This is a genomic window from Streptococcus sp. HMSC071H03 (assembly GCF_001813035.1).
Taxonomy (GTDB): domain Bacteria; phylum Bacillota; class Bacilli; order Lactobacillales; family Streptococcaceae; genus Streptococcus; species Streptococcus anginosus.
In genome coordinates, this window is sequence record NZ_KV811142.1 from 100,302 (window position 1) to 112,244 (window position 11,943).

Genomic DNA, 11,943 nt, shown 5'->3' on the forward strand with positions numbered 1-11,943 from the left:
TTTTCACACAAATATTGACCCAATTTAAATTTTTTTCTGTCATCTATTTCTCTTTCTTAATATATCTTTCAATAGGATAATCCGCTGGATTTAAACTGCCACTTTTTCCCTGAACCATCTGAGCTAAATGATATCCGATGAGAGGACCCGTCGTCAAGCCAGAAGAGCCTAAGCCACTAGCTGCAAATACCTTCTGAAGATCTGGTACCTGACCAAAAAAGGGAGAAAAGTCACTAGTATAGGCTCGAATTCCGACCCGTTCGCTCATTCTGTTTGCTTGAGACAAGCTAGGAAAATAGTAAAAAGCTTCCTGTTCCATTTTATCCAGCAAGTCTTTATCCACTCTTAAATCATAGCCCATTTCATTTTCGTGAGTAGCGCCCATACTGATTTTGCCATTTTGAAAAGGAATAATATCTAGCTCTCCTTCTGGCATGACCACTGGATAATCATTTGTCACCAGACCAGTCTGATAATCTCGTAATTGACCTTTTTGTGGACAAACATCCACTTGATAACCTAGTGGTTTCAACAGCTCAGGCAACCACGCTCCTGTTGCTAATATAACTTGATCAAAACAAGAACGATTAATCCAGCAAGCATCATCTCGAATATCCAAATTTACTTTCTTTTGGATTAGGTTTGCACCACTAGCCGCAAGCAGAATCTGAGTCAATAAAGAACCGTCCACGCGTGCTCCTCCAGAAGCATAGAGCAGCCGGTCAAAACCTTGAAGCCCCGGAAAGTACTCCATTGCTTCCGCTCGTGAAAATAACTGCAAGTTACCAATTAGTTGCGACTCATGCCGCCGTTGGTTTGCTAACTCATAGAGCGTCTCCAGACTTTTCTCTTTTTTCTTCAACAAAAAGACGCCAGTTTGCTGATAAAACTTCGTTGCAAAACCGTCCTTCTGTAAATCAGCTATCAAATCCAGATAAAAATCTGCTCCCAGTCGTGCCATACGATACCACGCTTTATTACGCCGTTTGGAAAACCATGGGCTGATAATACCAGCTGCTGCCTTGGTTGCCTGACCTATTCCATGATCAAAAATGGTCACCTGAAAGATAGAATTTTTCGATAGATAATAAGCAGCAGTCGATCCGACAATCCCTGCTCCGATAATCGCTACTTTTTTCATACAATTTCCTACTTAGATATGTTTAAACGGATTTGTAGAAACCTGACTGGCTAAAAATTCAACTTCCCAGCCCTCTTCTACTTTCCAGTCTTGAAACTTTTCAACTAATTTTTCCACAAAGAGCACTTCTATATGATGACCCGGATCCAAAGCTAGAAGCCCCTCGCTCAGCATATCCTGCGCTGTATGGTAGTAAATATCACCTGTAATATAAAGCTGAGCGCCCTGTGCTAAAGCCTCCTTGTAAAAGGACTGACCACTGCCACCACAGATTGCTACTTTCTCAATCATTCGATCCAGATCCACAGCCGAATAAGTCACCAAACGCAAACTATCCAGACCAAAAGTTTCCTTAACCTTGCCTGCAAAGTCTCCAAAAGTCTGAGGTGCAATCTTGCCAATACGACCAATGCCGTGTTCAGGAACCGTTTCGCTAAGATAATCCGTATCAGTGATTTCTAGTAGATCACAGAACCAGTCATTGAGACCGTCATCCACAATATCAATATTGGTATGGCTGACATAGACTGCAATATCGTGCTTAATCAGATCGATGTAAATCTGATTCTGAGGTCGGTCTACCACTAAATCCTTAATAGGCCGAAAGATCGGTGCGTGCTTAACCAAAATCAAATCTACATCTTTTTCAATCGCCTCTGCAACTGTCTGCTCGCGAATATCCAAAGCTACCAGTACTCGCTTAACTTCTTTATTCAGAGTTCCAATTTGCAGTCCACAGACATCTCCCGTCATGGACAGCTCCTTAGGACAGTATGCTTCATAACGGTTAATAAATTCACTTGCTAGCATGCAGTACCTCCTTGATTTGCTTGATTCTTTGGGACATAGCAGAGCGTTCCGTTAGATTTTTCTCAGGGATTTTAGCCAAAGCTTTTTCCAGCTTGTCTACTTCTCGCTGCCATTTATCTAGAAAAACAGCTGATTGCTCTCTCATTAGATAAGGTCCGAAGCGTTCTTGTTCAGCATTCAACACTTGATACCCCTGTTCAGCTATCATTATCTCGTAAAATTTCCCATTTTCTTCCACAATAGCTTCTTCTGTAATTTGAAAATCATGACCACACAACCACCTGCGAAGTTCATCTTCCCGATTGTTAGGCTGAAGAATCAGACGCTTAACAGATGCCAATTTCGCACTGCCATTGTCTAAAATATCTGCTATCAATCCTCCTCCCATTCCTGCAATAACGATAACATCAATCTGATCTTCTACTTCAAAAGCTGCTAAACCATTTGCCAAACGAACAGAAATTTTATCAGACATCTGATTATCTGCTACATTTGTCACCGCAGACTGATAAGGTCCCTCAACAACTTCACCAGCAATGGCTGAGGAAATTTTACCCTGCTGAATTAGATAAATCGGTAAATAAGCGTGGTCACTTCCTACATCCAAGATTTTGGCATCCCGTGGTACAAAACCAGCTACTTTTCTCAAACGTTTTGAGATATTCTTTACTTGCATGATAACTCATTTCTAAAATAATCGTTTCACTTAGTATATCATTTTTAAGGAACTAAAAAAAGAGTCTATTCCAAGGGAATAAACTCCGATTTCTTAATCTCGCCACAAATCCATAGCCTTCAAAAAATCATCCGAGACAGTGATATTTTGTGGATTTGTCGCCTCACGCTCTTCTCGCTTCGCTTCTACCTGTGCTACTGTTGTAATGCCTTCACGGCGCCAATTCCGCAAAATAGCTTGGATGTATTTCCAGTTTGCCTTTCCATTAAAAACAGCTTCACGAAGAGCAGCAGTAACAAGTTCCGGACTGGTCTTGTCATCTTGAATCGTTTTTGTCAAATCCTCGATTTCAAACGGTGTCAAGAGACGACCTAATTCTTGCTGGAAAGTCTCGACCAAGTCTTTTAAAACATTCTGAGAAATAGCTTGCGCAACGCTTGAGTGATTCTCTACAATTTCATCCAATCGTTCAAGCGCTGGCAGTGCATCAAAAACTGCCTCAATTTCACCATTGAGGGCAATTGTTTTATATTGCAACAATCCTTTTTCTGTCAAATTTGACATAGAGCGATTGACCTCTGCAACGGATTTCCCAATACTTTCCGCAATCTGAACAGGAGAAATCTCTTCTAGCGACGTTGTATTTTGCAAATAGAAAAATTGCCAGACCAAAAAGTCATCACTATTATCAAATATCTCATGAAAATGAAAAAGAAGCTCAGTTGGCAATACTAAATTGCCCGTCTTATACGCTGATAAATAAGTCATAGCACCTCTTATAAATAAGCAAACAAGGAAGCGTCATTTGCTGCATTTTCCCAATCAAATGGCGTTTCTTGATAAACAGCATAATTAATCCAATTGTTGAAAAACAGCGCCGCAGCCAGATTCCATCGTAAACAGGGGACTGAAGTAACGTCATCATTTTTGAAATAATTTTCTGGAATATGCGGATTCAGCCCTTCGTCTACATCACGCAAATATTCTTTTGCCAAGGCCTCGCGATCATATTCTAAATGTCCAAAACTATATACTTCGCGAAGATCACGACTTGCCGCAACGGAGACACCAACCTCTTCTCCACAAGCTAAAATTTCCAAATTACTCTTATTTAAAATATCCTCTTTGCGAACTTCTGTATAACGCGAATGAGGAGCTGCATATTCATCATCAAAGCCGCGGAACAGCAAATTGGGTTTTTCTGGTGTGGATTGGCTATAAATACCGGACAACTTGCGCTTCATCTGGTGTTTGGCAATGCCATAACGAACATAAAGAGCTGCTTGCGCTCCCCAACAAATATGCAACGTTGAGTAAACATGCGATTTGGACCAGTCAATAACTTGTCGGAATTCTTCCCAATAATCTACTGCTTCAAAAGGCAAATGCTCGACTGGCGCTCCGGTGACAATCAAACCGTCAAAATAACGACCCTTGATCTCATCAAAAGTCTTATAAAACGTCTCCATATAGTCCGCATGTGTCGTTTTGAAGGTATGAGAAGTCATATAAAGAAATTCAATCCGAAGTTGCAATGGCGTATTTGCTAAATGGCGCAACAACTGCGTTTCCGTCACTGTTTTTTGCGGCATTAAATTCAAAATCAAGATATTCAGAGGACGAATATCTTGGTGTTCTGCACGCTCATCATCCATGACAAAGATATTCTCAGATCTTAAAATGTCAACAGCTGGTAATTTCTTATCAATTTTAATAGGCATGAAAATATCTCCTTTTGCTTTCTGCTTTTATTATACTGAAAGGAGATATAGTTTTCAATTATACTTTTTCTACAACAAGATATAGCTTTTAGTTATACCTTAATAATGCATGAGAACTTTGTAATCGTAGTTACCAATAGCTTCGCGTCCCTTCAATTCATCCAATTCAATAAGGAAAGCGCAACCTGCAACGATACCACCTAAACGTTCAACCATTTCAATTGTTGCTTTAACCGTTCCTCCCGTTGCAAGAAGGTCATCAACAATCAGTACACGCTGTCCAGGCTTGATAGAGTCTGCGTGCATTGTTAAGGTATCTACACCATACTCTTTTTCATAACTAGCTGAGATAACCTCACGAGGCAATTTCCCAGGCTTACGTACTGGAGCAAAACCAACCCCAAGCTCATAAGCTACCGGACATCCAACAATAAATCCACGCGCTTCTGGACCGACAATCATATCAATTTTCTTGTCCGTAGCATATTGGACAATTTCACGAATAGCATAGCTATAGGCATTTCCATCTGCCATCAATGGGCTAATGTCACGAAATAAAATCCCTTCTTGCGGGTAATTTTCAATGGTTGCAATATAATCTTTTAAATCCATAACTGTCTTTCTATCAAAAAGTTTTTACTCTCTATTATATCATGTTTTTTAGGAAATGGGCAGAAAACATACTTGCTTTCAAAAAATAGTCACAGCACAGTCATTCTCGTCTTTTGCTATTTTAAAATAATACTTGCAACAATTGGACTGACAATCACATACATAATCCCTGTCACGCCAATAGCTAGACCAGCCATAGCTCCTGCGACTTGTCCATATTTAAAAGCTGTCCCTGTCCCAACAGCATGTCCCGTTCCGCCAAGAGCTAAGCCTACTGCAACAGGATCTTTGATTTTTAAGATTTTTAAAACAGTCGGACCGATCACACTTGTCAAGATTCCCGTTGCAACTACAACTACCAACGTCACCGTCGTCAGCCCTTGCATTTTATCTGTAATTCCAACCGCCATAGCTGTTGTTACTGATTTGGGAAAGAGTGAAATTGCTAAGAAAAAATCCATTCCAAAAGCCTTGGCGACCAGGGCCGTAAAACTAGTATTCACTACCACTGCTACAAAAGTACCAATCAAAATGCTTCTGGCATGGTGTTTCATGAGATGAAATGTTTTATACAAAGGAATTCCCAGTGCAACCGTTGACGGCACAATGAGATTATTCAAATACGCCCCGCCTACGTAGTAATTCTTGTAAGAAATTCCTGTCAATTTTAAAAATACAATGACAAATATGGTGGCTAGAAGTAAAGGGGTTGTCAAAGGATGCGGAAATCTGCGAAAAATCAACATTCCTACCAGATAAGCAAAGATTGATAAAGCCAAACCAAATAAAGGATTGCCCCACAAATTAGACATTTCTTGTTTCTCCTTCTCCGTAGTCTCCTTCAAAGCGATTTTTGATAAAATGAACAACCACGGCAATGACAACTACATTGATCACAATCGCTCCAACAATAATCAAAACAATCGGCAGCAAATAAGGCGCAATGACATGAAATTTATCCATAATTCCGACTGCTGGCGGCAAAAATAAAATGGTCATATTGGCTAATAAAAAATTTCCCACCATACTCACATGCCGCAATCTGAAAATTTTAAATTGCAAAGCCAAAAAAAGAAGAAGAAGCCCAATAATACTCCCCGGAATAGGCAAATGAAAAAGATAGGAAATCCCTTCTCCTATCAAAGAAATTGAAAAAATAATCATCAATTGTACGTATAATTTCACAAGAAACCTCCAAACTTTCTAGTAACAGTCTACTACTTTTCAGAAAAATTTCAATATTTTTCAAAAAAATAAATGAGTGAATCCGTTCTCTTCACTCATTTTATCTTCTAGTAAAAAAAAACGCCACTAACGTGCGTTTTGTAGTAAAACGGAAGACATGGGATTCGAACCCACGCACGCTTTCACACGCCTACTGCGTTTCCAACACAGCCTCTTAAGCCTCTTGAGTAATCTTCCATATTTAACAATGGAGCCGGTGGGAATTGAACCCACGTCCAAACACCTGCCAACACATTTGTCTACAACCATAGGTTATGTATTGGATTTAACTTCGCTTTGACACATAACTCAAGCCCAAGCCAAGCGAGTCTATCAGTCTCTTATCAAGCCCCTAGACAAGGCTTAATCGTATCTCGCTATTATTAAGACCGGTCATCGAACACGAGCGATCCGAATCTGGTCACGCTGGCTGTTTTTTAGGCAGCTAAAGCGTAAGAATTATTATTTTTTGCAGTTATATTTAACTGGCGCTTTACATCCGCTCGATGAGTCGCAAAATGTGCCTCATAATGCCTGTCGAATCCGTAACGACCCCAAGACATAAAAGTATTATACCATATTTTTTAATAATATTTCAATTTTTAAGTCTATTCTTTTTGAATCTATTATTTTTTACAGGAACTTTTATGCTATACTAAAAAGGAATCTGTTTGAAAGGATTGTTATCACATTATGGTATTGCATCTTATTTGGCTTCTTCCTGCTCTTCTTTTTCTTGTCTTGTTTTATATAGAGCCAAGGCGACTTTTCAATGCTTATCTGCTTAGTATCGTTTTAATTTTATTTTCCGCTATCGTTTCTGGTTTGTTTGTGATGCATATGGAACAACTTGTCAATAGAAATCTGGCAATGCTTTCTTTGCTCATCTTAGCACTTTTCATTCCTTTGAGTGTTATAATTTCAACCATTTATCTCATTTTTAATGGTAGACAGATGATGACCTTTGAAGGTAGGCGTTTAGCAAACCTTCTCTCCCTCTTTTATGGACTCGCTATTGCTCTTTCCCTAGCGCTTACTTTTTTCTTTCCTCATTTTATCTTTCTTCATAAAATCCTATCTCTTACAAATGGACTTCTAATTTATGGTAGCTATCTTTATGTGACCTATATCCTTTACGGTTTTGTTTATAATACTTTTCCCGTCATAAAACATCCAGACTACATCATCATCTTAGGGTCTGGTTTGATAGGAGACAAGGTTCCGCCTCTTCTCGCTCAACGACTTGAAAAGGGGAAGATGATGTATGAAAAATTTCATAACCATCCCAAAATTGTCGTTTCTGGAGGACAAGGTGTCGATGAACCAATAACCGAAGCAGAAGCAATGGCGCAATATTTAAGGCAAGTAGGTATTCCACAAGAAGATATTATAATTGAACAGCAGTCAACCAATACCTTAGAAAATTTGCAGTTTAGCAAAACTATTTTAGACCAAAAAAGTAAGGAAAATTACTATTGCTTGGTCGTCACCAACTCTTTCCACTCTTTGCGAGCAGGTATTTACATGCGAAAGCTCGGCATAAAGGGACGAAGTATCGGCTCTAGAACAGCACTTTATTTTCTCCCGTCGGCTTGGATACGTGAAACGCTTGGACTAATCATGCTTTATTGGAAATGGCATGCCGTTTTTCTTGGATTGTATTTCATTGTTTGGCTTACTAACCTCTTTCGATAAGGCGTAATTTTACTTAACGGAATGAACAATTCGTAGAAAACGATTGAAGCTGTCGACCGAGGCGACAAAGTAAACTGAAACTGGTTCAGACCGTCGACCAGGACGATGAAGTAAACCAAAACTCATTCGCCTCGTCCGCTCGGCTGACACTATAAACCAAAACTAGTTTACTTCGTCCGCCGGGCTGACAGTATAAATCAAAACTAGTTCATTTCGTCCGCTGGGCGGACGGAAGAAATGTCATGCAGTTTTGAAGATTTAGCAAAAAATAGTTGTGAGACAGAGCAATTGCATTTTAGCTTTATGTCATCAAAGATAAAAAAACACGAACTCGTCCAGATTAGCTAGCAACTAGTCAAAGACAGAGTTCGTGTTTTATTGTTTAATTGGAGTTTTCTTTTGCTCCTTTATTCGTTAGGCTTCTTTCTTAGCAAACTGACTTGTATATAAGTCGTAATAGAAACCTTTATCAGCTAAAAGCGATTCGTGAGTTCCTTGCTCAATGATTTGCCCGTCTTTGAGAACCAAAATCTTGTCCGCCTCTTGAATCGTCGATAAGCGGTGAGCAATGACAAAGCTTGTTCGTCCTTGCATGAGGTTCTTCATCGCTTTTTGAATCAAGAGCTCTAGGCGTGTATCAACGGACGAGGTTGCTTCATCCAAAATCAAGATTTTTGGATCGGCTAATAATGCTCGCGCAATGGTCAGCAATTGTTTTTGTCCTAGCGAAATATTGCTGGATTCCTGATTCATTTCCATATTATAACCACCTGGAAGCGTCCGAATGAAATGATCGACATTAGCCGCTTTGGCAGCTTCCACAATCTCTTCATCTGTCGCATTCAGATTTCCAAAACGCAAGTTTTCTTTGACTGTTCCTTCATAAAGCCAAGCATCTTGCAAGACCATTCCAAATTGTTTGTGGTATTCTTGTCGTGATAAGTTACGAATATCGTGACCATCGATAGAAATCGAACCAGCAGTTACATCGTAAAAACGCATGAGCAGATTGATGAGGGTGGTCTTTCCGGCACCCGTTGGACCGACAATCGCTACCATTTCGCCCGGCTTAACTTCTAAGTTAAAGTCTCGAATGAGCGGTTTGTTTTCCACGTATTGAAAGTCAACATGCTTGAAGCTAACCTGACCTGTCAAATCATGCTCCAGCCACTCTTTCACATCTGTTACTTCGTCTGGTTCATCCAAAACTTGGAAGATACGATCCAGCGAAGACTTAGCACTCTGCAATTGCCCAGCCAGTTGCGTTAAGTTTTGGATTGGTTGGTTCACTTGCCACACATATTGTACAAATGCTTGCATGTTCCCAATCGTTAATTGTCCAGAAATGACTTGCAGACCGCCAACAACCGCTACAATCAAATAGGTCAAATCTGAAACGGCGTTCAAAATTGGCATCATCAAACCCGAAATAAAGCTAGCTTTGAAGCCAACTTCTTGGAGATTTTGCGTGATTTCGCGAAAATCTTCTGAAGATGTTTCTTCACGGCCATAGAGTTTCAGCACATTAAAACCGCTCAGATTTTCCTGCACAAATCCGTTCATAGCACCCAGCGCATCTGCTTGCTTTTTAAAATACGGCTGCGATTTCTTTAAGATAAAATTCGCCCCAAAGTAGGTCAAAGGAATGCTGACAATGACAATCAGAGCTAATTGGAAATTGAGGTATAACATCATGCAAATAACTAAAGTGAGCGTCAGAACACCATTAATCACTTGCAGAAAAGATTGCTGAAGCGCATTAGAAACAGTTTCTACGTCGCTGGTAAAACGTCCTAGCAAATCTCCAAATTGATGTTTATCAAAATAAGAAACTGGAATTTGATTGATTTTAGAACTCAACTCATTGCGCATGTCACGTACTGTATTTTGCACTGCATTGGTCATAAAATAATTCGAATAGTAAGCCCCAATTTCATAGAACAAACCACGCAAAAGGTAAAGTGCCATTACCCAAAAGACATATGTTGTGTTTATACTGGCGCCTTCGACTCCTTTTGCTATATCCAGCACATTTCGTGTCAATTCTGTAATAGCAAGACCAAGTACAAAAGGCTCTAGCACGCTCATCACAATACTCACCACCTTCAAAAAGATAGCAAGGATTACTGAGAGTTTATAAACTTTTAAATAACTCCACAAGCGCATAAAACTATGTTGTTTCATCTTTCCCTCCTATTCTTCTGTTAGTGATTGACTATTAAGCTGAGAATTAGCAATTTCGCGATAGATATCGTTTTGTTGCAACAATTCTTCATGTGTTCCGCGCCCGACAACTTCTCCCTTATCCAGAACAATAATCTGATCTGCATCCATAATGGTTCCCACACGTTGTGCTACAATCAATACAGTAGCATTTTGCGTAACTTCTTTGAGTCGACTTCGAAGAATGGCATCGGTCTTATAGTCCAATGCAGAAAATGAATCATCAAAAATATAAATATCTGGCTCTTTTACGACTGCCCGCGCAATGGAGAGACGTTGCTTTTGACCACCAGAAAGATTGCTTCCCCCTTCAGCTAAATGGGTTTCAAAGCGTTCTTCCTTACTTTCGATAAAATCTCTAGCTTGTGCTACATCTGCCGCTTGTGTCAATTCTTCATAACTGGCATGTTCTTTCCCATACCGCAGATTTTCTGCGATTGTTCCCGTAAATAGCAAAGCCTTTTGTGGAATGAAACCTATCTTCTGCCGAAGCGCTTTTAGGTTATAAGAACGCACGTCCACTCCGTCCACTAAAATCTTTCCAAGTGTCACGTCATAGAAGCGCGGAATCAATTGCACCAATGAAGACTTTCCTGAACCAGTTGATCCGATAAAAGCAATCGTTTCACCAGGTCTCGCTTTGAACGAAATATCATGTAGCACTGGGCTTTCAGTCTCACCAGGATAAGCAAAAGTAACATTGTCAAACTCTAAATAACCGTGACTGTCTGTCTCCGTAACACCGTCTTCGTTTGGATTGATCGAAATCGGCATTTCCATTACTTCTTTCAAGCGTTCACTTGAAACAGCTGTACGAGGATACATGGTAAACAAGCTAGATAGCAACAAGAAAGACAGCAAAGCATGGAAACTGTATTCGATAAAAGCAACCAAATCCCCAATTTGCAAGTCTCCTGTACCAAGTGGTTTTAAAGCAAACCAGACAATAGCAACAATCATTGCAATGATGATTTGAACAAAGAGCGGTTCTGTCAAACCAGTTAATTTAAATAAGCGATTGGAATTATCCGCATAAATTTCATTTTGTGAAGCAAAGCGCTCTTCTTGAAATTCTTCTCGTGCAAAAGCCCGAATGACACGCAGACCCGTTAAATTTTCACGCGCGTATTGATTGATTTTATCTAACGTTTTTTGTTGCTTTTCTGATAGAGGACGTGTTTTTGTCGCCACATACCAAACGACAATGCCAAGAAAAGGAACGGAAATTGCGACAATCCAAGCTAAGGAAGGACTAGTGAAAAAAATCATCATCACACTAGACATCATCATCATTGGTGTGATGACACCCATTTTTAGGGATTGTTCTGCAAACTGCATCAAAACAAAAGCATCACTGGTAATCCGTGTCACCAAAGACGAAACGCCGATTTGCTCATATTCATGATGCGAATACTCTTGCAATTTATCATACACATCATTGCGCATGTCCCGTACCATGCTCGTCGTTAATTTCCCAGCAGCATAGGCAAGGACAATCCGTCCAAAGACTCCTAGCAAAATGACAATGAGCATCACAATCGCCCAATAATATAAACGATTGCTATCTCCTCGATTAATCCCTTCATCAATCATTCGTGCCAAAACAGTCGGCAAACCGAGATTTACCACAACAAAGAAGATAGCACCAAAGAAATCCAACATCAACCATTTGGGATATTTTTTCAAATAAGACCAAATATACTTCATATTTCTCCTTTCTCCTCATAAAATAAATCCACAATAAAAAAGCACCAACGTACTTTTTAGACAAAATGGGAGTGGGACAGAACTTATCTTGAAAAATTTAAGTTCGTAGTCCCACCCCCGCAAGGGTGATTAGG

General features: G+C 39.8%; 11 protein-coding genes, 1 tRNA gene and 1 other RNA gene. 1 reads left to right on the forward strand and 12 read right to left on the reverse strand.

The window, feature by feature from the left end; all coding sequences use genetic code 11:
* Positions 1–43: 43 nt before the first annotated feature.
* The 10 genes from HMPREF2887_RS00870 to ssrA all read right to left on the reverse strand — a co-directional run bounded on the left by HMPREF2887_RS00870 (position 44) and on the right by ssrA (position 6,740).
* Complete coding sequence (locus HMPREF2887_RS00870) at positions 44–1,141, reverse strand: NAD(P)/FAD-dependent oxidoreductase (RefSeq protein WP_021001520.1); 1,098 nt, start codon at positions 1,139–1,141, stop codon at positions 44–46.
* A gap of 12 nt (positions 1,142–1,153) precedes the next feature.
* Positions 1,154–1,951: a Nif3-like dinuclear metal center hexameric protein gene (locus HMPREF2887_RS00875; RefSeq protein WP_003025225.1), complete on the reverse strand. Its 798-nt coding sequence runs from the start codon at positions 1,949–1,951 to the stop codon at positions 1,154–1,156.
* Positions 1,938–2,627: a tRNA (adenine(22)-N(1))-methyltransferase gene (locus HMPREF2887_RS00880; protein WP_021001519.1), complete on the reverse strand. Its 690-nt coding sequence runs from the start codon at positions 2,625–2,627 to the stop codon at positions 1,938–1,940. Before HMPREF2887_RS00880 ends, HMPREF2887_RS00875 begins: the two co-directional genes overlap by 14 nt.
* A gap of 93 nt (positions 2,628–2,720) precedes the next feature.
* Positions 2,721–3,395: a DnaD domain-containing protein gene (locus HMPREF2887_RS00885; protein ID WP_003025231.1), complete on the reverse strand. Its 675-nt coding sequence runs from the start codon at positions 3,393–3,395 to the stop codon at positions 2,721–2,723.
* An 8-nt stretch (positions 3,396–3,403) separates the two neighbouring features.
* Entirely contained in the window at positions 3,404–4,348 is a 945-nt protein-coding gene (gene metA / locus HMPREF2887_RS00890) for a homoserine O-acetyltransferase MetA (RefSeq protein WP_021001518.1), read from the reverse strand.
* A gap of 99 nt (positions 4,349–4,447) precedes the next feature.
* The gene (locus HMPREF2887_RS00895; RefSeq protein WP_003025236.1) at positions 4,448–4,960 is read right to left on the reverse strand and encodes an adenine phosphoribosyltransferase; all 513 of its coding nucleotides are present in this window, start codon (positions 4,958–4,960) and stop codon (positions 4,448–4,450) included.
* 116 nt (positions 4,961–5,076) lie between these two features.
* On the reverse strand, positions 5,077–5,772 hold the full coding sequence (locus HMPREF2887_RS00900; RefSeq protein ID WP_003037392.1) for an LrgB family protein: 696 nt from the start codon (positions 5,770–5,772) through the stop codon (positions 5,077–5,079).
* Positions 5,765–6,145 carry a CidA/LrgA family protein gene (locus HMPREF2887_RS00905; RefSeq protein WP_021001517.1) on the reverse strand — a complete coding sequence of 127 codons (381 nt, stop codon included), beginning with the start codon at positions 6,143–6,145 and terminating at the stop codon, positions 5,765–5,767. The genes HMPREF2887_RS00900 and HMPREF2887_RS00905 overlap by 8 nt, the downstream gene beginning before the upstream one ends.
* Positions 6,146–6,294: 149 nt before the next feature.
* Positions 6,295–6,382: transfer RNA gene (locus HMPREF2887_RS00910), tRNA-Ser, on the reverse strand.
* Between the two features lie 8 nt (positions 6,383–6,390).
* Positions 6,391–6,740, reverse strand: a transfer-messenger RNA (tmRNA) gene (ssrA, locus tag HMPREF2887_RS00915).
* A gap of 137 nt (positions 6,741–6,877) precedes the next feature.
* On the opposite strand from ssrA, the gene HMPREF2887_RS00920 reads away from it, so the two are divergent.
* Positions 6,878–7,879, forward strand: a complete 1,002-nt coding sequence (locus HMPREF2887_RS00920; RefSeq protein WP_021001516.1) for a YdcF family protein — start codon at positions 6,878–6,880, stop codon at positions 7,877–7,879.
* 414 nt (positions 7,880–8,293) lie between these two features.
* Here the strand turns inward: HMPREF2887_RS00920 and HMPREF2887_RS00925 are convergent, their stop codons facing one another.
* Complete coding sequence (locus tag HMPREF2887_RS00925) at positions 8,294–10,063, reverse strand: ABC transporter ATP-binding protein (protein WP_084740322.1); 1,770 nt, start codon at positions 10,061–10,063, stop codon at positions 8,294–8,296.
* A 9-nt stretch (positions 10,064–10,072) separates the two neighbouring features.
* Positions 10,073–11,809, reverse strand: a complete 1,737-nt coding sequence (locus HMPREF2887_RS00930) for an ABC transporter ATP-binding protein (protein ID WP_057489610.1) — start codon at positions 11,807–11,809, stop codon at positions 10,073–10,075.
* Positions 11,810–11,943 lie beyond the last annotated feature (134 nt).

Excerpts from the sequence above, each read along its gene's own strand:
- HMPREF2887_RS00880 (WP_021001519.1), bottom strand. The coding sequence starts at position 2,627 with ATGCAAGTAAAGAATATCTCAAAACGTTTGAGAAAAGTAGCTGGTTTT.
- HMPREF2887_RS00895 (WP_003025236.1), bottom strand. The coding sequence starts at position 4,960 with ATGGATTTAAAAGATTATATTGCAACCATTGAAAATTACCCGCAAGAA.
- HMPREF2887_RS00875 (WP_003025225.1), bottom strand. The coding sequence starts at position 1,951 with ATGCTAGCAAGTGAATTTATTAACCGTTATGAAGCATACTGTCCTAAG.
- HMPREF2887_RS00900 (WP_003037392.1), bottom strand. The coding sequence starts at position 5,772 with ATGTCTAATTTGTGGGGCAATCCTTTATTTGGTTTGGCTTTATCAATC.
- metA (WP_021001518.1), bottom strand. The coding sequence starts at position 4,348 with ATGCCTATTAAAATTGATAAGAAATTACCAGCTGTTGACATTTTAAGA.
- HMPREF2887_RS00920 (WP_021001516.1), top strand. The coding sequence starts at position 6,878 with ATGGTATTGCATCTTATTTGGCTTCTTCCTGCTCTTCTTTTTCTTGTC.
- HMPREF2887_RS00925 (WP_084740322.1), bottom strand. The coding sequence starts at position 10,063 with ATGAAACAACATAGTTTTATGCGCTTGTGGAGTTATTTAAAAGTTTAT.
- HMPREF2887_RS00885 (WP_003025231.1), bottom strand. The coding sequence starts at position 3,395 with ATGACTTATTTATCAGCGTATAAGACGGGCAATTTAGTATTGCCAACT.
- HMPREF2887_RS00930 (WP_057489610.1), bottom strand. The coding sequence starts at position 11,809 with ATGAAGTATATTTGGTCTTATTTGAAAAAATATCCCAAATGGTTGATG.
- HMPREF2887_RS00870 (WP_021001520.1), bottom strand. The coding sequence starts at position 1,141 with ATGAAAAAAGTAGCGATTATCGGAGCAGGGATTGTCGGATCGACTGCT.